Source organism: Cupriavidus sp. 96C5-1, assembly GCF_057798855.1.
This window is the reverse complement of sequence record NZ_JBYOJU010000005.1, coordinates 251243-274601: the sequence shown is the minus strand read 5'-3', so window position 1 is coordinate 274601 and position 23359 is coordinate 251243. Positions and strand designations below refer to the sequence as shown.

The following is a 23359-nucleotide window of genomic DNA, read 5'->3' as shown; positions in this document are numbered from 1 at the left end:
CTGAGCCAGGATCAAACTCTTCAGTTTAATACCTGTGTGATTCCGAAGAATCTCGCTCTTTCGAGCGGTCGCTCACTCTCAGAAAACTGACTGGCTACGTCCGAAGACATAACCAACATGTTTTACTGTGCGAGCACTTTATAACTTGTAAGCTAAAAGACCGAAGTCTTCCGCATCCGCTATCAAGCGCCCACACTTATCGGTTGTTTGTTTGTTAAAGAACTGGCCGCGGTTCGCTTTGCTTACCGCATCGCTGCGTTGTCTGCAGCAGAGAAACGAGATTATGAAGCTTAATCTTGTTTTAATCAACAGTTTTTCGCAAGTTTCATTTTGCTTCGGTTCGCTTTGCTTTTTGCTCCGCTTACCTATTCTGCTAACCCCGCAACCCTTGCCCCGTCTGCTTTGCAGCGGTGTCGTGTTGCGAGGGGGCGAATGCTAAAGGACCTGCGCTGCCGTGGCAAGCCCTTCTTGAAGATTCTTTGTACCGACGCCTCGAAGCCGGCGCGGGCCCGGGCGCAGGCAGTCTCTGGCTAAACGCAGCTAGCCATGGACGATGGAAGACTGGACGCGCATTTCAGCGCATCCTCCCAGAGCTGGCGAGTCAGGGCCCCTGCGTCTTCTTCGCGCGCCAGCGCTGCCGCCTCCCCTGACCAGAGAACCGAGAAATCGCCGTTCCCCTCATTTTCGAATGCAGCACGAAGCAGATCCACCGCGCCGGTCGCCATCGGGAATGCGGGTGCGGTCTCATTCATCGGTCCTTGCTCGCGCATGAAGCGGGTCATCAGGCCGCGCGCCGGCCGGCCAGTGTAGAGATTCGTCAGGCGCGTCATGTCGTCACGGGCCGCGCGCAGGGCAGCGCGGTGAATGCCGGACCTGCCGGCCTGGGGTGTCAGCATATAGGCCGTGCCTATCTGCACCGCGCTCGCGCCGAGCGCGAAGGCCGCCGCGATTCCCCTGCCGTCGGCAATGGCCCCGGCCGCGATCACGGGCAGGCTCACCGCGTCCACGATCTGCGGCAAGAGCGCAAACAGGCCAGGCTGTGCATGGATATCCTTGGTGAGGAACATGCCGCGGTGACCGCCGGCCTCCACGCCTTGCGCGATGATGGCATCGACACCGCGCTCCTCCAGCCAGCGCGCCTCTTCCACCGTGGTGGCGGAAGACACGATCATGGCACCGGTATGCCTCACCCGCGCGAGCAGCGTTTCGTCCGGCAGGCCGAAATGGAAGCTGACCACGGCTGGCCTGGTTTCCTCGATCACGCCGCACATGGCCTCGTCGAAAGGCGCCCTGCCCGGCCCATTCCGGGCGGCGGACAGGTCGAGCCCGGCTTCCTTGTAGTAGGGAGCCAGCAATGCCTGCCATTTCGCTTGCGCCTCGTCATCCGGAGCCGGCGGCGTGTGGCAGAAGAAATTGACGTTGAACGGGGCTGAAGTCTGCGCGCGAATGGCGCCGATCTGTTCGCGCACCTGCGCGGGACTCAGCGCGGCGCATGCCAGTGAGCCGAGCCCTCCCGCTTCGCTGACAGCAATCGCGAGCGGGCTCAGGGAGCCGACCATCGGGGCTTGAACAAGAGGAAGGCGGGAGGGAAGCGTTCTCATTGGATTGATGTGATCGAGGCGTCTTGGCCAGGCGTTTCCGGCTGCTGCAGCAATGCTACCTCAATGTGATCCAGCCGTGGCCTCGGGACTGTCCAAGCTGATGCGCACGCGCCCGGCATCGATGCGCACACGCAATTGCCGGTATTGGCGGAGATAGACGATGCCAACCATCGCGGCGGCAAAGCCTGCGGCGACAGCCACGCCAAGTGCCCAGCGCGGGCCGAAATGGTCCGCAACCCAGCCGACAATGGGTGCGCCTATGGGCGTGCCGCCCAGAGCGATGGCAAGCAGGATCGCCACCACCCGCCCTCGCATCGCAGGCTCGGTCGATAGCTGCACCAGGCTGTTCGTCGAGGTGGTGACGGTCTGCGCGGATACGCCGACGATGACAAGGGCGGCACCAAAGAGCCCGTAGCTCGGCATGATCGCCGCCAGGGCGCAGCCGGTTCCGAACATGGCCGCGCCCGCGATCAGGAGCGCGATATCGGGATTCGCCCGCCTGGCGGCCAGCAGCGCGCCGGCGACCGAGCCGATCGCCATGGTGGACGTCAGGAGCCCGAACTGGCCCGCGCCGGCGTGAAAGGCCGTGACCGACATGGTGGAGATGAAGATCGGGAAATTGAGCCCGAAAGTGCCGATCAGGAACAGCATTAGCAGCACCGCCTTCAGATCGGGGCGCCGCCAGACATAGCGAAAACCGTCGGCCAGGCTCCCGCGGGTCCGGACAGGCCTGTCCTTCCGATGAAGATCGCCCACGCGCAGGCAACTCAGCGAGCCGATCACCGCAACGAAAGACGCCGCGTTGATCAGGAACACCAGCCCCGAGCCCACCGAGGCGATCAGGACGCCGGCAATGGCTGGACCGATCATGCGCCCGGCGTTGAACGATGTGGAGTTCAGCGCCACGGCATTCGACAGGTCCGCTTCGCCAACCAGTTCCGAGACGAAAGTCTGGCGCGCCGGCGAATCGAACGCGGTGACGCATCCGAGCAGGAACGCGAACAGGTACACGTGCCATAGCTGGACCAGTCCGGCGATGGTGAGGATGCCGAGCCCCAGGGCCAGCGCCCCCATGGTCGCCTGCGTGGCGAACAGGAGCTTGCGGCGATCCAGATGGTCGGCCGCATAGCCGGTCAGCGGCAGCAAGAGCACCTGGGGGCCGAACTGGAGCGCCATGACCACACCGACAGCGGTCGCATTGTGACGCGTCAGTTGGGTGAGGACGATCCAGTCCTGGGCAGTACGCTGCATCCACGTTCCGACGTTGGACACGATCGCACCACCGGCCCAGACCCGGTAGTTGAAGTTGCTCAGCGAACGGAAGGTGCCTTTCACCGGGGCGGCTTACGCGTTTGCAGTCCGCATGGCGGCCGCGCTCACACGCGGGTACGGTCCAGCAGATCGATGATCTCCGCTGTGGTGCCGGTCTCGCCCAGCCGCGGGAAGATCCGCGCGATGCTGTTGGCGTGGGCGTCAGGATTCATGTCGGTCATGGCATCGACGGCAAGGGTGACGTTGAATCCGAGTTCATGCGCCTGGCGTGCGGTCGACTCGACACCGATGCTGGTAGCCACGCCCGCAATCACGACTTGCGTGACACCCAGGCTTTTCAGATGTCCGTCCAGGCCGGTGTTGGTGAACGCGCCCCACGTCCGCTTCGTCACCAGGTGGTCCACCGGTTGCTGGTTCAGCCCGGGAACGAGATCGGCCCATCCGGCGGGAAGCTGTCCAAGGTTGCGGGATTGTTCCGCCCTGCCGGGCGCGCCGCCGGCAACGTTGACGAGCACGACCGGCAAGCCGCGGCTGCGGAATGCGCCAGCCAGTGCGCCGGCCTGCCTCACGACCTCGCCGACGGGGTGAGCCGTGGGAAGGGAGACGATACCCTGCTGCAGGTCGATGATGACGAGCGCGGTCTTCGGGTCGAGCGTGGTGATTGACATGGTGTTCTCCTTCAGGTGTTTCGGACTGCGGCGAGCCCGGATCGGCGGGTCAGGGCCCCGGAAGCGGGCAATGTCCTGGCCAGCCGGCGCCCCGCACGCGGCATGCCTGGCAAACACGGCAAGTCAGGGCTCGACCAGGCGCTTGAGTAATTCGACGGCTGCAGAAAGGTCCCTCTGCTCCGCGGCCGCCAGCTTGCTGCGAATGGCGTGGAACAGCCAGTCCTCCCGCGCCGCCCGGCCGGCCTTGACCGCGTCGATGCAGGCAGCGGTGAGAGACAAGACGGTCTGGCGCCCGTCCGTCGGATCCGGCGAACCATTCACGAGGCCGGCCGCCTTCAGGGCGGCAATGGTCTCCCCCATCGATTGCGGGCGCATGCCTTCAGCCCGTGCCAGGGCCGACACCGTCGCCGGTCCCTCGCGCTCCAGCCGCGAGACGACGCGCAACTGAGTCCAGGTGAGATCGCCCAGAGACGCCTGTTCGCGCAACCGTCTTATGAGCTTGCCGCTCACAACCCGCAACTCCCCGGCCAAAGCCAGCGCGCTTGCCGCGTCGGGATCATTCCGATGGTCGTCCATCTGCAATACCTCTGGCATCTATGAAGGCTACCTGCAAAGGTTACCTTCATAGATGGGGAAGCGTCAAGCCGGCGAATCGTCTGATGATGACAATGCGCCTCTCGCCCGAGAAACGCGCTCCCCCATGCATCCATGCACCGCGTCGAGGGGGTCAGACAGCAGCAAGGGATTTGGGATAGTCTTACGGCACGCAGGCTTTCACAGTCAGACGTCACCCTGGCTGTGCCAGGGAGTATGCGCATGATGATCGAGGCACTGGTGCGTACCCTCCGTCGACACGCCGGGCAGCGCGTGCCGAGCGCAGCGATGGTGTGCATCGTCGGCACCACGCTGGCTGCGTGCGCCGTGGGCCCGGACTATCATGCGCCCGAGCCGCCAGCCGGTGACCGCTTCACGGCAGAGCCATTGCCAGGCCAGACGGCATCCACGCCCGGCATGCCGGGCAGTTCCGGGGCGGCGCAGCATTTCGTCACGGTACAGGACATCCCCGGCGAATGGTGGTCGCTGTTCCACTGTGCGCCACTCGATGCATTGATGCGCGAGGCGCTGGCCAACAGCCCCGATCTGACCGCCGCGCGGGCAGCCCTGCGGCAGGCCCGCGAAAACTACAATGCCGAGGTAGGTGGCGCCCTGCTTCCCGCCGTGGATGCGCAGCTCGGCGCGTCGCGCGAGCGCGTTTCCGGGCTGGCCATCGGCCAGCCCGGACTGAGCCCGGAGTTCAGTCTCTACAATGCCTCGGTCAATGTGTCCTATACGCTCGATGTATTCGGCGGCGCGCGGCGCCAACTGGAGGCATTGCGGGCGCAGATCGGGTACCAGCAGTACCAGTGGCAGGCGGCCTATCTGGCGCTGACGGCCAATCTGGTCACGGCGAGCGTCAGGGAGGCCTCGCTGCGCGCGCAGATCGAGGCGACCGGGCGCATCGCGGCGGACCAGGAGCAGCAACTCGATCTGCTTACCCGCCAGTTCGGCCTGGGCGGCGTGAACCAGGCCGCGGTGCTCGCGCAGCGCACTACGCTGGCGCAGACCCGCGCGACCCTGCCGCCCCTGCAGCAGGCGCTCGAACAGACCCGGCACCTGATCGCGGTACTCGCGGGCAGGCCCCCCAGCGATAGCGCCCTGCCACAGTTCCGGCTCGCCGATTTCTCCTTGCCCCAAACGCTGCCGGTCAGCCTCCCATCGGCACTGGTGCGGCAACGCCCCGATATCCTGGCGGCCGAGGCCCTGCTGCATCAGGCCAGCGCCCGGCTCGGGGTGGCGAGCGCCGCGATGTTCCCGAAACTCACCCTGACCGGCAGTTATGGCACGCAGGCATTGACGCCCGGCGGCGCGTTCAATGCAGCCAATGCGGTGTGGAGCCTCGGCGCCGGCCTGCTGCAACCGGTCTTTCATGGCGGCCAGTTGAACGCGCAGCGGCGCGCCGCCGTGGCGGCCTACGACCAGGCGGGTGCGCAATACCGGCAGACCGTGCTGCAAGCCTTCCAGAACGTGGCCGACACGCTGCGCGCGCTGGACAACGATGCGCGCGCGCTCGCGGCGCAAGCCGACGCCGCCACCGCCGCGCGCGACGCCTTGCTGCTGAGCCAGCAGCAATACCGCCTGGGCGCGGTGAGCTATCTCTCGCTGCTCGACGCCCAGCGCCAGTACCAGCAGACCGTGCTCAGCCTGGTACAAGCGCAGGCAGCACGCTACGCCGACACCGCCGCGCTGTACCAGGCGACCGGCGGGGGCTGGTGGAACGCACCGCAACCGCCCGGGGTCAAGCCGCCGCCGGTGGAGCCCCGGGCCGCAGCCGTGGTACCCGTGGAGAACAAGCAATGAAGAAGCGCATGGTGATCATGCTGGTCTGCGTGGGCCTGCTGCTGGCCGCGCTGTTTGGCTTCAACCTGTTCAAAGGGATGATGTTCAGGAAATTCATGGCGAGCAATGCCGCGCCACCGGCCACCGTGAGTGCCGTGCACGCTACCTACCAGGTGTGGCAGCCCCAACTGGCCGCGGTGGGCAGCCTGCGCGCCGTGCGCGGCGTGGACGTCACCACCGAGATCGCCGGGCTGGTGCGCGAGGTCCGCTTCACCTCGGGCAGCGAGGCACGCGCCCACCAGGTGCTGGTGCAGCTCAACGCCGACGCCGACATCGCGCAACTCCAGGCCCTGCAGGCGGCGGCCGAACTGGCGCAGACGGTCTACACGCGAGACCAGGCGCAATACGACATCAAGGTCATTGCCAAGGCGACGCTCGATGCCGATGCCGCTGACCTCAAGAGCAAGAAAGCCCAAGTGGCGCAGCAGGCCGCCATCGTTGAAAAGAAGACCATCCGCGCGCCGTTTGCCGGCCGGCTAGGCATTACCACGCTCAACCCCGGCCAGTACGTGAACCCCGGCGACGCCATCGTGACCCTGCAGGCCATCGATCCGATCTATGCCGATTTCACCCTGCCCCAGCAGGACGTCGGGCAGCTCGCGGTTGGCCTGCCGGTGGCGGCCGAGAGCAACGCCTATGGCGGCAGGGCATTCAAGGGCAGGATCACGTCGATCAACCCGAAGGTGGATACCGCGACGCGCAACGTGCAGGTGGAAGCCCGCATCGACAACCAGGAAGGCAAGCTGCTGCCGGGCATGTATGCGAACGTGAAGATCGACGTCGGCACGCCCCAGCGCCGCCTGACGCTGCCGCAGACCGCCATCACCTACAACCCCTACGGCGCAACGGTCTTCGTGGTCGAGCCGGCCCCCGCAGCCAGGCCCGGCGAGACAGGCAAACCACTGCCGGTGGCGCGGCAGGTGTTCGTCACCACCGGCCCGACCCGCGGCGACCAGGTGGCGATCGAGAAGGGGCTGGAGGAAGGGAGCCAGGTGGTGTCCAGCGGACAGCTCAAGCTCAAGAACGGCACCCGGCTGGTGATCGACAACAAGGTCCAGCCGGCGGATCTGCCCAATCCGTCGCCGCAGGAACAGTGAGCGGCCCGCCATGAACTTCACTGACCTCTTTATCAAGCGCCCGGTGCTGGCCACGGTGGTCAGCCTGCTGATCCTCGTGCTCGGCCTGCGCTCGCTGAACAGCCTGCCCGTCAGCCAGTATCCGCTCACCGAGAATGCCGTGGTGACCATCACCACCGCCTATTTCGGCGCCAATGCGGACACCGTGGCCGGCTTCATCACGCAGCCGCTGGAAGCCGCGATCGCCCAGGCGCAGGGCATCGACTACATGTCGTCGGCCAGCACCAGCGGCGTGTCGATCATCACCGCCACGCTGCGCCTGAACTACGATGCCAACCGCGCCCTGACCCAGATCAACACGCAGATCAGTTCGGTGCGCAACCAGCTGCCGCCGCAGGCGCAGCAGCCCGTCATCACGGTGCAGGTCGGGCAGACCACCGACACCATGTACATGGGCTTCTACAGCGACGTGCTACCCGGCAACAACGTCACCGATTACCTCCTGCGCGTGGTCAAGCCCAAGCTGGATTCGGTGCAAGGCGTGCAGACCGCCGAAATTCTCGGCGGCCGCCAGTTCGCCCTGCGCGCGTGGCTCGACCCGCAGCGGCTCGCCGCGTACGGGGTCACGGCCGCCGATGTCTATACCGCGCTCGGCAACAACAACTACCTCGCTGCGCTGGGCAACACCAAGGGACAGATGGTGAGCGTCGCCATCACCTCCAACACTGATCTGCACAGCCTCGACGAGTTCAGGCAACTGGTGGTCAAGTCGCAGAACGGCGCGCTGGTGCGGCTGCAGGACGTGGCCAATGTGGTGCTGGGGGCGGACAACTACGACTTCAGCGTAGCCTTCAGCGGCAAGCGCTCGGTCTTCATCGGCATCAAGACCGCGCCGGACGCCAACGTGCTCGACGTGGCCAGGCGCGTGCGCGAGGTGTTCCCGGCGATGCAGGCGCAGTTGCCGACCGGGCTGACGGGCAAGATCGTCTACGACGCCACGGAGTTCGTCAACACCTCGATCCGGGAGGTGGTCAAGACGCTGGCCGAGGCGCTGCTGATCGTCACCGTGGTGATCTTCCTCTTCCTCGGCAGCCTGCGCGCAGTGATCATTCCGGTGATCGCCATGCCGCTGTCGCTGATCGGCACCTTCTTCGTGATGCTGGCGCTCGGCTATTCGATCAACCTGCTGACCCTGCTGGCGCTGGTGCTGGCGATCGGGCTGGTGGTCGACGACGCCATCATCGTGGTGGAGAACGTCGACCGGCACATGAAGGAAGAAGGCAAGCCGCCACTGGAAGCCGCGATGATGGCCGCGCGCGAACTCGGTGGCCCGATCCTGGCGATGACCGTGGTACTGGTGGCGGTCTATGTGCCGATCGGTTTCCAGGGCGGCCTGACCGGCGCCCTGTTCACCGAGTTCGCGTTCACCCTGGCAGGTGCGGTGGCCGTGTCCGGTGTGGTCGCACTCACCTTGTCGCCGATGATGTGCGCGCGCTTCTTCCGCGCGGACCAGGAATCGGGACGCTTCGTGCGCTTCATCGACAGGCAGTTCGACCGGGTGCACCACGGCTACCAGCGCCGCCTCCACAGCCTGCTGGAAACGTGGGTGGTACTGGTCATGATGGGGGCGCTGCTGCTGGCCGGCGCCGTGTACCTGTTCATGACCTCGAAATCCGAACTGGCGCCGCCGGAAGACCAGGGCATCGTGCTGGTACACCTGCAAGGCCCGCCGAACGCGACCATCCAGCAGATGCAGACCTATGCCGACCAGTTGTTCGACCTGTCCAGAAATATCCCCGAGTACGCGCAGATGTTCCAGCTGACCGGCACGCCCACGCTCAACCAGGGCATCGGCGGCGTGCTGCTCAAGCCGTGGGACCAGCGCGGCAGGAGCGCGCTGCAATTGCAGCAGGAACTGCAGCAGAAGTGGAACGGCATCGCCGGGGCGCAGGTGGCGGCCTTCCAGTTTCCGCCCCTGCCCGGCGCGCAAGGGCTGCCGGTGCAATTCGTCATCAACACCACCGAGCCATTCCAGAACCTGAACGAGGTGTCGCAGGCGGTGCTGGACAAGGCGCGCGCCAGCGGCATGTTCTTCTTCGTGGACAGCGATCTCAAGCTCGACAAACCGCAGAGCACGCTGATCGTCGACCGCGACAAGGTGGCCTCGCTCGGCCTCAACCAGTCGAACGTGGGCGCCACGCTCGGCGCAGCACTGGGCGGCAACTACGTTAATTACTTCTCGATCGCGGGCCGCTCCTACAAGGTGATTCCACAGGTGCTGCAGGTGGACCGGCTCAATCCCTCGCAGATCCTGGGCTACTACCTGAGCACGCCCAACGGCAGCGTGGTCCCGGCCTCCACCGTGGCCCGCCTCGAGGCGAGCGTGGTGCCCGAGTCGATCAACCACTTCCAGCAGCTCAACTCGGCCACCATCTCCGGCGTGCCGGTACCCGGTGCAGCCGAAGGCGACGTGCTCAATGCCCTGCGCGAGATGGCCAGCCAGGTCGCGCCAAGCGGCTACTCGGTCGATTACGCCGGACCTTCACGCCAGTACGCGCAGGAGTCCGGTGGCTTCGTGATCACGCTGATGTTCGCCACTATCATCGTGTTCCTGGTCCTGGCCGCGCAGTTCGAAAGCTTTCGCGATCCGGTGGTGATTCTCGTCTCGGTGCCGATGGCACTGTTCGGCGCGCTGATCTTCATCAACGTCGGACTCTCGACGCTGAATATCTACACCCAGGTGGGACTGGTGACGCTGATGGGGCTGATCAGCAAGCATGGCATCCTGATCGTGCAATTCGCCAACGAACTGCAGCGTGCCGGCCACGCCAAGCGCGAGGCGCTGGAGCAGGCCGCCGCCGTGCGGCTGCGGCCCATCCTGATGACCACCGCCGCCATGGTGCTCGGCGTGGTCCCGCTGGTGTTCGCTTCCGGCGCCGGCGCGGCGGGGCGATACGCCATGGGGCTGGTGATCTTTACCGGCCTGTCGATCGGCACCTTGTTCACGCTGTTCGTGGTGCCGGCAATGTATATGTTCCTGGCTACGGATCACCAGCGGTCGAGAGCGGTGCCTGTGTCCCAGGCCTCAGTGCCGCCGCCGGCATGACGGATGCACGCAGCATGGCCGTGCAGGCCTTTACCGATAAACCAGAACCGGGACGTGACAATGCGTCAGCACCTTTTGCGTCTCGCTGCCGACCAGCAGCCCTTCGAGACCCCGGCGCCCGTGCGACGCCATGAAGACCACATCGCAGCCGTGCCTGGTGGCGGCATCCACGATACCCCGGTAGGGCACGCTCGAGACCGTCATATCGGTCTCGCAGACAACGCCCGCGGCGCTGGCCGCGGCAGCAACGGCATCCAGGCGGCGGCGCCCTTCGGCCGCGGCATGTTCCTCGAACGCCTTGCGCGTCTGATGTCCGGCATCGCTCGACTGCAGGAAAGGATACTCTTCCAGGCAGGTGTAGGCCGTCAGCTTGGCGCCCATGGTCTTGGCAAAGACGATCGCTGCGTCGACCGCTATCTTTGAAAGCTCGGAACCGTCCGTGGGTGCCAGAATATGCTTGAACATCGTTCCCCTCCAGGTTGGTAAAAACAGAGAAATTGCGCGCTATTATCCGGTTTCGCCGCCGCCATCTATGCGGACCGGTCGTCGTCGTCGCCGATCTGCTCCGAAAACGAACGTGCCCCCAGGCCATGTGCGGCCAGGAAGCATGCAAAGGCGGCAGCAGTGCACAGCACAAGCACGACATAGGCGAACGACCTGCTGTGCCATACGCCTTCCAGCCAGCGGGTGAGCTCCGCCGCCAGGAAGGTCGCCCTGCCCCCCACGCCCTCGAGCTGAAGCGCATATTGCTTGGACCCCGACGCCGCGTATTCGAGGTATTTGCCGGTGCTGCTGGTCGCGCTCATATACAGGAATGCGCTGGCAGCAATGCCTGCGGCCAGGATCGCGGCGCCCGCCAGGTACAGAAGAATGCGAAGCGGCGAAGGCCTTCCGTCCTCATCCTGCTTCCCGACGCTGTTCATCATGTCCTCGCATGTCCCCGTACGCGCAGCCGCCACCGGTCTTCTGCGCAAGCGAAGCCTTGCGAGCCGCAATCTTCAATGCATCGATGGCGTAATTCGATCCATCGTCATCTTGTTCTAGATAATTTTCGCCAGCTTTGCCAACCTGGCCTGGATGCGCGCGCGATGGCGCGATGCCCGCAGGCAGATCCAGGCTCGGGCCAGGCTGGATCGGGCCGGCAACGTTTGCCCTGCTCCGCCCCCTGAATGCCCGATGTTCCGCGGCAACGGCTTCGGGCCGCTGCTTGTGTGGTTTCGTCCACTTTAGTGGTGCAGAGCAGGGATTTCCAACCCCTGCTTAGGAAGGGGGATCGTTATGCAGCCACCTGCGGGACCGTGTGTGATAATCGACACATCAGTGCCAGGCTCGCCATCCATGTGCAGATGCCGACAGCGAACCGCATGATGCCAGACCCGAACCCACCTCCCCGCAGCGGCAACCAGCTACATGTCCTGGTTGTGGATGATATCGAAGCGAGCCGCAGCGAACTGGCGGCGCTGGTGCGCCAGGCGGGACACCACGCCATTGAAGCGAATAGCGGCGCGCGCGCCCTGCAGCTTGTGGGCGAACAGGCAGTGGATGTCGTGCTGCTCGACTTGCTGATGCCGGACATGAACGGCTATGAAGCCACTCGCAGCCTGCGTGCGGCGGAGCATGGCGGCTGGCTGCCCGTGGTGGTGATGTCGTCGATGCAGGGCGCCCCCCATTTTGTCCGTGCCATCGAGGAAGGCGCCGATGACTACCTGGTCAAGCCGGTCGACCCGCAGTTGCTCGGTGCCAAGCTGCGCAATATCGGCCGCGTACTGGAGCTTCAGTCGCGCCTGTCGGCCCTGGCGGTGCATAATCGCGAGCTGTTCGACCACGTTGGCGATGCCGTACTGACTGTGGAAGGCAGCCACCGCATACGCGATGCCAACGCCGCCGGCATGGCGCTGCTGGGTGTCGAGGCCTTGCCCGAGGCCGGGCTGGCGCTTGAGGCGCTGATCCCGGACGGGCTCTCCGGCAACGCCGCCGCCTCGCCCCCGGCATCCCGCGAGTTGCTGGCGCGACGTCCGGACGGCAGCGAGTTTCCCGCCGAAGTCAGCGTCAGCAAATGGCAGGGGGACACCGCCGAACGTATCTCCCTGGTGGTTCGAGACCTTACCGAGCGGCGCCGACTGGAGCGGCTCAAGGACGAATTCCTCAGTGCGGTCAGTCATGAACTGCGTACGCCGCTGACCTCGGTGATGGGTGCGCTCGGCCTGCTGGCCGGCGGCGCCGCAGGCCCGCTGCCCGAGCCCGCGCAACAACTGGCCGAAGTGGCGCAGCGCAACGGCGAACGGCTGGGCCGCCTGATCGACGATGTGCTGGACCTGACCAAGCTCGAAGCCGATCGCATGACGCTCTACCCTCGCGTCCATGCCCTGGATCACCTGCTGGAAGAAGCCGTCGCCGGCAACCTGGACTATGCACGCCGGCTGGATCGCTCCCTGCGGGTGGACGGGCCTGCGACCGGCCTGGAGGTGTGTGTCGACGGCGACCGTTTCCTGCAGATCATGGCGAACCTGCTCTCCAATGCGTTGAAGCATTCGCCGCCCGGGCAACCGGTCGAGATCCGGTGCTGGCACCACGGCGGCCAGGTCCGCATTGCCGTGCGCGACCGCGGCCCCGGCATCCCCGAATCGTTCCGCACCCGGCTGTTCGAGAAATTCTCGCAGGCCGACGGTTCCGATCGGCGCACTGGCGCGGGCACCGGCCTGGGCCTGCATATCACCCGCATCCTGGTGGAACGCATGGGCGGCAGCATCGGCGTGATCTCGACGCCTGGCCACGGCGCGGAATTCTATATCGATCTGCCGGACTGGCGGGGCGAGGCCCCTGGCGCCAACGTATCCAGCGCGCCGCGCATCGTGGTGATCGACCGCGACCGGGCAATGCTCTCCCATCTCCAGGCCCTCCTGCAAGGCCAATTCCAGGTGCTGCCGGCACGGACGCTGGAAGCGCTTGCCGACACCGGGCTGCCGGTGGCGCCCGCCTTGCTGATCGCCGACCCCCAGGGCGCCGGCGAGACGCTCGATGCCGTCGCAGTCCATCTGCGGCGTCTTGCCGGCCCCGCCCCCGTGCTGCTCTACTCGGATGCGGTCGACCCGCCTCAGGCCCGGGCAATGGGCTTTGACTTCCTGCCCAAACGCAACACCAGCAACGACACCTTCCTGCGCATGGTGAGGCAGGCGAGCAACCTTAGCGAGCCCTGATCCATGGAACAGCTGCGCAAGATCCTGTGTGCCGAGGACGATCCGGATATTCGCACCATCCTGGAGTTCAGCCTCGGCGCCGTGGGCGGCTACGCGCTGTGCATGTGCGCCGACGGCGCCGAGGCGCTGGCCCAGGCCCCTGCGTTCCTGCCCGACCTCATCCTGCTGGATGTGATGATGCCGCGCATGACCGGGCCGGAGGCCATGCATGCCATGCGCCGGATGCCGGAGCTGGCCGGCACGGCGGTGGTCCTGATGTCGGCGCGCGCCTTGCCGCACGAGATCGAGGCACTGCTGGAGCACGGCGCCACCGGCGTGATCGTCAAGCCGTTCGATCCGATGACGCTGGCCGAGAATCTCAAGATCTACTGGAACTATGCCCACGCCAAGCGCCCCGGCTGACGCCGAAATCGCCCGGCGCCTGCGCCTGCTGCAGTTGCGCTTCGCGGCCGGGCTGGCCCAACGCCGTGCCGATCTGGCGGCGGCCTGGACCGACCTCGCCGCAATCGCTGCCGGCCGCAGCGATACGGCTGCCACCGGCGCCCTTTGCAGCCTGCTGCACCGCCTGGCCGGCGCGGCAGGCGCGTACGGCTTCGAGTCCATCTGCTGCCAGGCCCGTGACCTGGAGCGGCGATTGCTCGCCCTGCCCAGGCGAGCGGTGGCGCCGGCGGCAACCGAACTGGCGGCCCCCCTGGCCGCACTGCTGGCGGATATGGACCTGGCCATCGCGGACGCCGCAGCGGCTGAGCGCCCGTGCGCGGCGTGTGCCGGCATCGGTCCCGCCGGATGCAGCGCGCTGGATGGCACGCCCGACGCCTGAGGCGACGCCAGCCTGCCCCAGCCATTTCACACTCCCGTGACAATGTTGCCCGCCATCGGGCATTAAATCCCCATACGGCAAGCCCCGTTGCCTGCCGGATACGACGGCACGAAGGAGCCATTCATGGAGCTGGTCGCGACACAGGAAGCCTCGGGCATCCTCACGATTCGCCTGGACGAAGAGCATCTCGATGCCGGCAACGTCAAGGATTTCAAGGAGGCCATGGCCCCTTTGCTGGAGAAGGCCGACCGCATTGTCTTCGACATGTCCCGGCTCACGTTCGTCGACAGCTCGGGCCTGGGCGCGCTGCTCGCCTGCCTGCGCCAGACCCACAGGGGCAAGGGCGATTTCAAGCTGTGCGAGATGCCGCGGCCGGTTTGCGCGCTGTTCGAGCTGATGCGCATGCACCGCGTCTTCAATATCCACGAGACCCGCGAAGACGCCTTGCGCGCCTTCGCCTGAGCCGTGCGCAGGCCATCGCGCAATCGTATGCACGCTAATGCACTCGGCCTTCATCCTGCGCCATGACTGTAGCCCTGCCCCGCCCCGGTCTCGACGCGCGCGCCATCGCTACCCCGGCCGCCAGCAACAGCGTGAGGGGACAAGGCACGGGGCAAACGGAGCGGACCGGGGGCACAAGTTCACAATCTGGCAACATTCGGGGCTGCGACAGGCGCTTAAATCCAGCCATGGGTCTCGGAGATGCCATGCCTGCCGCCGGCCGCCTGTTTCGCGCCGCCGGCGGCCACGGCCCGGCTGGGACCGTGCGCCGACCTCGATCATGGCCTGGGTGGCGGTTGACCGTTGGCGCCGTTCTGCCGAAGCAAAGGGAACGAAGATCATGACCGGAATGCCCGCTTCCCTGATCTCCAGGCCACTGGCTTGCGCCACGCGCCGGCCGAGCCGCAGGAATGCGCCGCGTGGGATCTCCATCCCCGCGCGTTGCGCCACGCTGGCACTGGCCATGGCGGCATGGCTGGTCCCCGGCGCGCCCGCGCATGCCGGAGCCGTGCTGGACCACGTCAAGAGCAGCCGAACCGTGCGGGTGTGCATCTGGCCCGACTACTATGGCATCACGTTCCGCGATCCGCGCAGCCAGCGCCTGCGCGGCATCGACATCGATCTCTCCGCGGCGCTGGCGGCCGACCTGGGCGTACGGGTCGTGTATGTGGACTCCTCCTTCCCCTCGCTGATCGAGGATGTGGCTGGCAACCGCTGCGACGTCGCCATGTTCGCCGTGGGGGTGCTGCCGCAGCGCCAGCAGGCGCTGCGTTTTACCCGGCCCTACCTGCAGAGCGGCATCTACGGCATCGTGACGCGCAACAGCCGCATTGTGCGCGACTGGGTGGACATCGACAGGCCGGGCGTCAATGTCGCCGTGCAGGCTGGCACCTTCATGGAGCCGGCAATGCGTGCCACGCTGAAACAAGCCAATCTGGTCATCGTTGCGCCGCCGCAGACACGCGAGCAGGAACTGCAGGCGGGCCGGGTGGATGTGTTCATGACGGACTATCCATACAGCCGCCGTTTGCTCGATAATGCCGACTGGGCACGCCTGATCTCGCCTCCGGAACCCTTTCACCCATTGCCCTATGCTTATGCGGTGCGCCCCGGCGACAACGAATGGTTCAAAACCGTCGACGACTTCGTGACCCGCATCAAGCGCGACGGCCGTCTGGCCGGGGCCGCGCAGCGCAACGGACTGAGCGAGGTGCTGATACGCAAGTGATCCCCCCCCAGGCATTGCCCCCAGGCAGCAGCACGCATCTTCCGGCCTGGCTCAATGGCACCACGGTGCTGTGGGGCTGCATGGCGCTGGCCGTGCTGTTGATTGCCGGGGCGACCGGCTTCGTCTGGTGGGAACGCAAGAGCATCATCGAGAACACGCTTGCCAGCGTGGAAATGCTGGCTCGCGCGCTGGACGACCAGAGCAGCCGCGCCGTCGGGACCGCGAACTTCCTGATGGATACCTTTGACGAAGACCTGTCCGGCTACAGCGACGCGCGGAGCGCCGCGGCGCTCAATCGGCTACTGACCGAGGCCATTGCGGGTGCCCCCTTTGTCCGCAGCTTCTCGCTGATAGACGGCGATGGCCAGATCGTCGCCAGCTCCAGTCCGGCCAATCGCGACAAACGCATCGATCCCGCCCGGCTTCCCGATGCGGCAGGCAAGCAGCCCGGCGAGCTCATGGCGATCGGCCGTCCGGTGCCGGGCCGCGACCTGTTCGACTCCGCGATCTCGGCAGCGAAGGATCCGCGCACGCGCGAACTGCCGCTGAGCTTCGTGCCGCTGGCGCGCACCATCAAGCTCAAATCCGGCGGCAACGCCCACCTCGTGATTGCGCTCAATACCGATTACCTGGCCAACGCCTATGAACTGATGCTGGCCGAGGCGCCCCGTTCGGCCGCGCTGCTCGACTACGATGGCACGGCGCTGGCCACGACAGCCGGCATGCCCTTGCCCGGCGGTGCCGGCATGGGGTCGCATCCGGTTTTCAAGACCTTGCTTTCGCAACATGAGCGCGGCAGTTTCGTCGGCCAGGGCCTTGACGGCAGCGCGGCGATCGGCGCCTATCGCGCATCGCGCCGATGGCCGCTGGTGACCGTGGTGGAGCACTCGTACACGGAGGCCCTGGCCCCTTGGCACAGGATTCTGGACTGGGTCGCCGGCGCAACCCTTGCCGGCCTGCTATTCCTTTCCGCGCTCGGTACCGCGGCGTGGCGCAGCTTGCGCAGCAACGAACAGGTGCGTGGCGCGCTGGACAGCCTGCACCGCGATATCGCCAGCAACGAGGCCCGCAAGACGGCCATCCTGACTTCCGCCATGGATGGCATGGTCACGCTTGACCAGCACGGCTGCATCCTGGAATTCAACCAGGAAGCCGAGCGGATCTTCGGACATGGCGCGGCGCGGGCGATCGGCCAGCCGCTGGAGCCCCTGCTGTTTCCGCCGGAGTCGCGCGGCCTGATCGCCGCCAGCCAGGCCGAGGGCGGCGGGTCCGGGCCCGGCCAGCTGACGCGCCGGCGCTTCGAGCTGACGGCGTTGCGGGCCAGCGGCGAGCGATTCCCGGTGGAGATATCGGTGGTGCCGGTGCGGGCCAACGACCAGGACTATCTGTCCTGCACCCTGCGCGATATCTCCGACGCCAGGCTCGCCGCCGAGGAGCGGGAGCAACTGCTGATACGGTACCGGGATTCCTCGGCCAGCCTGCGCCTGCTCAAGCGCGCCCTCGATCAGCACGCCATCGTCAGCATCTTCTCGCCAGACGGCACCATCGTCTACGCCAACCGCAAACTGGCTTCCACCAGCGGCTACGGCCGCGAGGAGCTGGTCGGCCATCGCAACCGGTTCCTGCGCCCGACCGGCGGCACCGAGCCCATCGAGCACGACCTGCTGGCGCTGATCCAGGCAGGCCGTCCCTGGGAAGGCCAGCTGGTGCACCAGAAAAAGGACGGCGCCTTGTACTGGGCGGCTTCCACCATCGTGCCGATCCTGGACAGCAACGGCCGGCTGCGCCAGGCCTTCCTGATCCAGACCGATATCAGCCGGCAGATTGCCGGCGAACGCGCCACCGAAGCCGCGCGCCGCACCGAACTGGAGCTGGGCGCGGGCATCCAGCGCGGCCTGCTGATGCGCGACCTGCCCGGTTCGGTGCTCGATTGCTCCCTGGCTGGCTTCAATGTGGCCTCGCAGGGTATCAACGGCGATTTTGTCGACCTGTTCCAGTTCAGCGACGACTGCTTCGATATCCTCGTCGGCGACGCCATGGGCAAGGGCGTACCGGCGGCCTTGCTGGGCGCGGGGCTGAAGATGCAGTTTGCCCGCTCCCTGGCCGAGCTGCACACGCAGGACCGCTCCACCCTCAAAGGACACGCCGAACTGCCGTCGCCGGCGCAGATCGTGGCCCATGTCCAGCACGCCATGCACCCGCACCTGCAGCAGCTGGAGAGCTTCGTGACCGTGTGCTACCTGCGCGTGGACCGCGCACGCGGCACGCTGACCTGGGTTGGCTGCGGGCATGAGGAAACCCTGCTGCTGCGCGGCGATGCCGACTACAGCTTCCTGCCCAACCAGCACCCTCCGCTTGGCGTTATCGAGGAAGCCACGATCGAGGAAAAGACTGTGCCATTCCTGCCCGGCGATACCCTGGTGCTCTACTCGGACGGCCTGGCCGACGCCGTCGCGCCCGACGGCGAGCGGTTCGGCATGCAGCGGCTGACCGACACGGTGCGGGCACTGCTGCGCACCCACTGCCGCCCGGGCACGATCGCGCGCGGCATGCAACGCACCATGGAGGCCTTTGTCCAGGGCGGCCGTATCGCCGACGACATGACGATGCTGGTATTGCAGACCCCAGGCGCAGGCACCGGCTTGCGCGAATGGCGCTTCGAAATGCCGCGCGCGCTCGATCGCTTGAGCGCCTTGCGGATCTTCGTCATGGCACGCGCGCAGGCCTGCGGCCTGGCCGAAGAGCGCGCATCCGCGCTGGCCCTGGCCGCGGTGGAGCTGGCGAGCAACGCGATCCGGCATGGCGGCGACAGGGATGCGGGGCCGCTGGAGGCCATATTCGGCTCCACCATGGACGAGTGCCGCCTTGAACTGCTCTACCTCGGCCAGCCCTTCGCCCCGCCGGCAAGACTGGAACCGGACTTCAGCGGAAGCTCGGAAGGCGGCTTCGGCCTCTACATCATTCGCCAGAGCTGCGACGCGGTCCGGTACTCCCATGCCGATGGCGTCAATCGCATGGTCCTGACCAAGCGGCGCGCGGGCTAGGCCTGCCTGGCAGTGACGGCATTGCGGGTTTTGCAGTCATGTAACGATCTTGGGAGCGCGATGCGGTGCAATAGCATCCAGGCCAACCCTCCTGGATCGGTGCCATGACCACTCCCCTGCTCTACATTCTCCACAGCGGCCAGCTGTTCGGCACGGAGCGCATGGCGGTGCGCACGCTGTGCGGCCTCTCCGGCAATTTCGACGGTATCCTCGTCGCCCCGCCCGGGCCCGTGCATGCCTATGCGGCGCGCTGCGGCCTGCGCAGCGAGTGCTTCGGCTCCGCCGCCGCGCTCGCGCGCTATCTGTGGCGCGCGTTGCGCACCTCGCCCGATCTGGCGGTAGCCGCCACGGGGCTGTCGCAGTCCCTGATGGTGATCGCCATGCAGGCGCTGCAAGGCGCGAGGGTCCGCCACCTGCACATCGTGAATGGCGGCACCGGCGAGACACCCGGCTACGGCCGCAAGCGCCTGCTCAATCCCTTCCCGGTTGGCTTCGTTGCGGTATCGGAGTTCGTCCGCGACCGCCTGGTAGCCCATGGGGTGGATAGCACACGCATTGCCGTGGTGGAGAACTTCATCGAGCCGGCGGGGGTCGCCTGGCGTCCGGTCTTCCGCGAGCCCGGCATCCGGCGCGTGATCATGCTGAGCCGGCTCGACCGGGTCAAGCGCACCAGCCTGCTGCTGCAGGCGGTACGGCGCCACCCGGAACTCGGCGCCGTCCGCTTCGACCTTTACGGCAGCGGCAAGGAACAGAATGCGCTGGCGGCCGCAGCCACGGACCTGCCCAACGTGCGCTTCCATGGTTTCCAGCCCGATGCGGCGAGCCATCTGCGCCAGGCCGACCTGCTCGTCCACACCTGCCCCGAAGAACCGTTCGGGCTGGTGGTGCTGGAAGCCTTCGCCGCCGGCGTACCGGTACTGGTGCCAAATGCAGGCGGTGCGGGCTCGCTGGTGCGCCCCGGGGATACCGGCTTTCATTTTGCCGCCAACGACCCCACTGCCCTGGGCCGGGCGCTGTGCGAACTGCGCCATGCCTCGCCGGACCTGCTCAACGGCGTAGCGGAACGCGCACGCCGCGAACTGTCCGAACGCTTCGAACCGGCACGGCAGGCCGGCCGTTACGCCCAGGCCTTTGGAGCCGTGGCATGAACCCGCTCAACCACGCCGTCCGGCCGTGTCCCGTGCAGGGCCATCCACGCGTATCCGCCATGGTCACCGCACGCCATGAAGGCGTGCGCCTGCGCTGCGCCTGGCGCAATACCACGGGCGGCTGCGCGAAGACTACCAAACCTATGCACGCGATAGCGGGCGCCGGGGCATGTGGGCGATGGCCGTCCACCGGTCCGGCCGCTGGCGCTGCCGGGTATGGCCGGCCCTGTCGTGCCGTCCACCTTCGCTGCGCCAGAAACTGGAGAAAACCAGCGGCCAGATCCTGACCGGCACCGGCTTGCCCCGTGAAACCGTTGTGCGCAGGCAGCTGCCGAAGTAACAGCCGGCGCGACTGGCAAACTTTGCGCCGAGCATGCAATGCCGGACCTGATTCAGCCCTCCGCCCCGATGCGCTCGAAGCGGTAGCCATAGCCATAGACCGGGAACACCTTCCAGCCGTTGCTGCCGTCGAGCCTGAGCTTCTTGCGCAGCCGGCTGACGTGGGTGTCGACGGTACGGGTATCGACGTCCGCATTCAGGCCCCAGATGCGGTTGAGCAGATGATCGCGCGAAAGCAGCTTGCCCGGGCTCTGGAACAGGTACACGGCCAGGTCGAATTCCTTCTGCGTCAGTTCGATGGACATGCCATCCAGCGCGATGCGCACGCGCTGGATATCGATCTCGTAAGGACCGAGATGCAGCACGGGGGCACCGCCAATACCGTAGCGGCGAGATAGCGCCTCGATCCGGGCCAGCATTTCCGCCGGCCGCGCCGGCTTCACCAGATAATCGTCCGCGCCCGACTTCAGCGCCGTCAGCACGGTCTGCTCGTCGTCCCTTGCGGTCAGTACGACGATTGGCACCTCCCAGCCAAGGTGCTCGCGAGCCCACCGGATCACGGCGTCGCCCGAGGTATCGGGCAGCATCCAGTCGATGATCAGCAAGTCGAAGCGCTCGCGCGAGATGCCCGCGATGAATTCACTGCCCGTCGAGAAGCCCTTGGCCTGATGGCCGCCCTGCCCCAGCCACAGGCGAATCAGATCCAGCTGGTCGGTATCGTCTTCTAGTACGGCCGTGTACATGCATTCAACTCCCAGGAAGGTGCGCAGGGTAGGCCGCGCTGCTAGCGCGGGAGGATGTTATGTTAGCTCGACATGGCAAGAATATAATTCCTTGAAATAGGCGCTTGGCCCCCCGGCACCCTACTGTTCTAATGCATTTGCGGCGCAGATTTGCACTGCCACGGTATTTCCCCGAGAAACTCACCCTTTGTGGGGGTATAAGAATCGTTGGTGGCGGCCGAAGCAAAGCAAACGGGCACGCAAGCCGCCGCACATCCGGCAAGGCCCAGCCGGGCTGGCAAGCCACTTTCGACCATAATGGCAGCCGTATTCAAGAACACCGTTTTCACCCCGCCCCGTGACCGACGCCAATCGCCCCGCCACGCATCCCGACAGCCCCCCTCCAAGCGCGTCCCCACGCATCTCGCTGCTGGGCTGGCATCGCCGCGTCCTGTCGCTGGCTTTCCCGATCATCCTCGCCAACCTGACCCAGCCGATCCTCGGCGCGGTCGATACCGCGGTTGCCGGCCATCTGCCCGACCCCGCCTACCTTGGCGGCGTGGCTGCCGGCGGGCTGTTCTTCAGCTTTGTGTTCTGGGGCTTCGGCTTCCTGCGCATGGGTACCACGGGCCTTGTCGCGCAAGCGTTCGGCGCCCGGGACGGTGCCGCGTTGCGCGCAACGCTCATGCGCGGGCTGCTGCTGGCGGCCGTGATCGGTCTCGGCGTGCTGGCGGTGCGGATGCCGCTGATCTCCAATGCGCTGGGGCTGATCGGCGGCAGCGATACGCTCCAGCACCACGCGCGCGTCTACAGCCAGGCGCGGATCTGGGCGGCGCCATTTGCATTGTGCAACTATGTCGTGCTTGGCTACCTGCTTGGCTGTCAGCAAGTGCGGCTCGCGCTGCTGATCCAGCTAGCCATCAATGCGGTGAACATTGCCGCGGTGCTGGTCTACGTCTATGTGTTCGACTGGGGCATCGCGGGCATCGGCGCTGCCACCGCGACTGCCGACGGCTGCGGTTTCGCGCTGGGCGCCACGCTGCTCTGGCGGCTGCGTCCGCGCGGCCTGCCGGCGCTGCGCTGGGCGGCGCTGGCGGATACGCAGGCGCTGAAGCGGCTGGTCTGCCTCAATCGCGATATCTTTGTCCGGACCCTGTGCCTGATCGCCAGCTTTGGCTGGTTCGCGCGTGCCGGCGCAAAGCAGGGCGACGTGATCCTCGCGGCCAATGCACTGCTGTTGAATTTCCAGACCTTCATGGCCTACGCGCTAGATGGCTTCGCGCATGCGGCCGAGGCACTCGTCGGGGCCGCGATCGGCACGCGGGATCGCGACGCATTCCGGCGCGCGGTCCGGGTCACGATGACCTGGGCCGCGGCCGGAGCACTGTGTTTTTCCCTGGTCTACGCCTGTGCCGGCGAATGGATCATCGCGTGCCTGACCGACCAGCGACCGGTGCACGACGCGGCCAGGCGCTTCCTGCCATGGGCCATCGCCTTGCCGCTGGTCTCCGTGTGGGGCTTCCTGCTTGACGGCGTGTTCATCGGCGCCACCTGCACCCGCGACCTGATGCACTCGATGGCGATCTCGTTCGCCGCATTCATGCTGGCGGCCGTCACCCTGTCAGGCCCCTTCGGCAACGACGGGCTGTGGGCCGCGCTGCTGCTGTTCATGGCCGCGCGCGGACTCACCCTGGCGCGGGCGCTGCCGCGCATCGAGGCCAGCCGGTTGGCCTGAGGCCGGCAGAACCGGCATCCATGCCCGCCACCGCCCCCAAGGCATGAAAACAAACGAAAGGACTCCAGATGGCGATGACCGAAGTCTATGCCGCACGCGAACCGGCGCGGGCCGAAATCGAAGCAATGCAAGGGGCAGCCGTGATCGAATTCGGCGCGCCCTGGTGCGGCCACTGCATGCGGGCCCAGCCGCATCTGGCCAGTGCGATGGCTGGCCATCCGGATATCCGCCATCTCAAGATCGAGGACGGCAGCGGCAAACCGCTGGGCCGCTCGTTCAGGGTCAGGCTGTGGCCCACGCTGGTCTTTCTGCGCGACGGCGTCGAGGTCGCACGGCTGGTGCGCCCGGACGACGCGCGCGCCATCGAAGCCGCGCTGGCGCTGATCGGCGGACCCGCCGCGCAATAAGAGGCCGCGCTCGGCTCAGGCCGCCGCGGCCGCCGGGACGGCGCCGTCCGGCCGCTATA

The 23359-nt window shown here is 66.5% G+C and carries 19 protein-coding genes; 12 read left to right on the top strand and 7 right to left on the bottom strand.

Annotated features, from left to right (window positions below; all coding sequences use genetic code 11):
• Positions 1-530 precede the first annotated feature (530 nt).
• The 4 genes from AC3FOF_RS09720 to AC3FOF_RS09705 all read right to left on the bottom strand — a co-directional run bounded on the left by AC3FOF_RS09720 (position 531) and on the right by AC3FOF_RS09705 (position 4117).
• Positions 531-1601 (bottom strand): NAD(P)H-dependent flavin oxidoreductase, encoded by a 1071-nt coding sequence (locus tag AC3FOF_RS09720; RefSeq protein WP_488726468.1) that lies wholly within the window; start codon positions 1599-1601, stop codon positions 531-533.
• A 60-nt stretch (positions 1602-1661) separates the two neighbouring features.
• On the bottom strand, positions 1662-2936 hold the full coding sequence (locus AC3FOF_RS09715; protein ID WP_488726467.1) for an MFS transporter: 1275 nt from the start codon (positions 2934-2936) through the stop codon (positions 1662-1664).
• A gap of 41 nt (positions 2937-2977) precedes the next feature.
• A complete protein-coding gene (locus AC3FOF_RS09710; RefSeq protein ID WP_017230973.1) occupies positions 2978-3541 on the bottom strand; it encodes an isochorismatase family protein in 564 nt (187 codons plus the stop codon).
• A gap of 123 nt (positions 3542-3664) precedes the next feature.
• Positions 3665-4117 (bottom strand): MarR family winged helix-turn-helix transcriptional regulator, encoded by a 453-nt coding sequence (locus tag AC3FOF_RS09705; protein WP_488726466.1) that lies wholly within the window; start codon positions 4115-4117, stop codon positions 3665-3667.
• Positions 4118-4423: 306 nt separating this feature from the next.
• Between AC3FOF_RS09705 and AC3FOF_RS09700 the strand changes: the two genes are divergently transcribed.
• The 3 genes from AC3FOF_RS09700 to AC3FOF_RS09690 are packed head-to-tail and all read left to right on the top strand — an operon-like array spanning position 4424 to position 10159.
• On the top strand, positions 4424-5938 hold the full coding sequence (locus tag AC3FOF_RS09700; RefSeq protein ID WP_488726478.1) for an efflux transporter outer membrane subunit: 1515 nt from the start codon (positions 4424-4426) through the stop codon (positions 5936-5938).
• Complete coding sequence (locus AC3FOF_RS09695) at positions 5935-7074, top strand: efflux RND transporter periplasmic adaptor subunit (protein ID WP_488726465.1); 1140 nt, start codon at positions 5935-5937, stop codon at positions 7072-7074. The genes AC3FOF_RS09700 and AC3FOF_RS09695 overlap by 4 nt, the downstream gene beginning before the upstream one ends.
• Positions 7075-7084: 10 nt before the next feature.
• Positions 7085-10159: an efflux RND transporter permease subunit gene (locus tag AC3FOF_RS09690; protein WP_488726464.1), complete on the top strand. Its 3075-nt coding sequence runs from the start codon at positions 7085-7087 to the stop codon at positions 10157-10159.
• Positions 10160-10189: 30 nt separating this feature from the next.
• Here AC3FOF_RS09690 and AC3FOF_RS09685 read toward each other — a convergent pair whose 3' ends face one another.
• Both AC3FOF_RS09685 and AC3FOF_RS09680 read right to left on the bottom strand, forming a co-directional pair.
• A complete protein-coding gene (locus AC3FOF_RS09685; protein WP_017230977.1) occupies positions 10190-10624 on the bottom strand; it encodes a universal stress protein in 435 nt (144 codons plus the stop codon).
• Between the two features lie 65 nt (positions 10625-10689).
• Positions 10690-11085, bottom strand: coding sequence for a hypothetical protein (locus AC3FOF_RS09680; protein WP_488726463.1), 396 nt, complete (start codon positions 11083-11085; stop codon positions 10690-10692).
• Between the two features lie 495 nt (positions 11086-11580).
• On the opposite strand from AC3FOF_RS09680, the gene AC3FOF_RS09675 reads away from it, so the two are divergent.
• From AC3FOF_RS09675 to AC3FOF_RS09645, 7 genes are all read left to right on the top strand, one after another.
• The gene (locus AC3FOF_RS09675) at positions 11581-13356 is read left to right on the top strand and encodes an ATP-binding response regulator (RefSeq protein ID WP_488726462.1); all 1776 of its coding nucleotides are present in this window, start codon (positions 11581-11583) and stop codon (positions 13354-13356) included.
• 3 nt (positions 13357-13359) lie between these two features.
• Positions 13360-13758, top strand: coding sequence for a response regulator (locus AC3FOF_RS09670; protein WP_276269604.1), 399 nt, complete (start codon positions 13360-13362; stop codon positions 13756-13758).
• On the top strand, positions 13733-14176 hold the full coding sequence (locus AC3FOF_RS09665) for a hypothetical protein (RefSeq protein WP_488726461.1): 444 nt from the start codon (positions 13733-13735) through the stop codon (positions 14174-14176). Before AC3FOF_RS09670 ends, AC3FOF_RS09665 begins: the two co-directional genes overlap by 26 nt.
• A 123-nt stretch (positions 14177-14299) precedes the next feature.
• On the top strand, positions 14300-14638 hold the full coding sequence (locus tag AC3FOF_RS09660; RefSeq protein ID WP_017225112.1) for an STAS domain-containing protein: 339 nt from the start codon (positions 14300-14302) through the stop codon (positions 14636-14638).
• Positions 14639-15140: 502 nt separating this feature from the next.
• Positions 15141-15905 carry an amino acid ABC transporter substrate-binding protein gene (locus AC3FOF_RS09655; protein WP_035807641.1) on the top strand — a complete coding sequence of 255 codons (765 nt, stop codon included), beginning with the start codon at positions 15141-15143 and terminating at the stop codon, positions 15903-15905.
• The gene (locus AC3FOF_RS09650; RefSeq protein WP_488726460.1) at positions 15902-18949 is read left to right on the top strand and encodes a SpoIIE family protein phosphatase; all 3048 of its coding nucleotides are present in this window, start codon (positions 15902-15904) and stop codon (positions 18947-18949) included. The genes AC3FOF_RS09655 and AC3FOF_RS09650 overlap by 4 nt, the downstream gene beginning before the upstream one ends.
• Positions 18950-19053: 104 nt before the next feature.
• Positions 19054-20097, top strand: coding sequence for a glycosyltransferase (locus AC3FOF_RS09645; RefSeq protein ID WP_017225115.1), 1044 nt, complete (start codon positions 19054-19056; stop codon positions 20095-20097).
• Positions 20098-20489: 392 nt separating this feature from the next.
• Here the strand turns inward: AC3FOF_RS09645 and AC3FOF_RS09640 are convergent, their stop codons facing one another.
• Complete coding sequence (locus AC3FOF_RS09640) at positions 20490-21179, bottom strand: response regulator transcription factor (protein ID WP_017225117.1); 690 nt, start codon at positions 21177-21179, stop codon at positions 20490-20492.
• Between the two features lie 337 nt (positions 21180-21516).
• Between AC3FOF_RS09640 and AC3FOF_RS09635 the strand changes: the two genes are divergently transcribed.
• Entirely contained in the window at positions 21517-22893 is a 1377-nt protein-coding gene (locus AC3FOF_RS09635; RefSeq protein ID WP_488726459.1) for an MATE family efflux transporter, read from the top strand.
• Between the two features lie 68 nt (positions 22894-22961).
• Positions 22962-23300: a thioredoxin family protein gene (locus tag AC3FOF_RS09630; RefSeq protein WP_488726458.1), complete on the top strand. Its 339-nt coding sequence runs from the start codon at positions 22962-22964 to the stop codon at positions 23298-23300.
• The last annotated feature ends 59 nt before the right edge of the window (positions 23301-23359 follow it).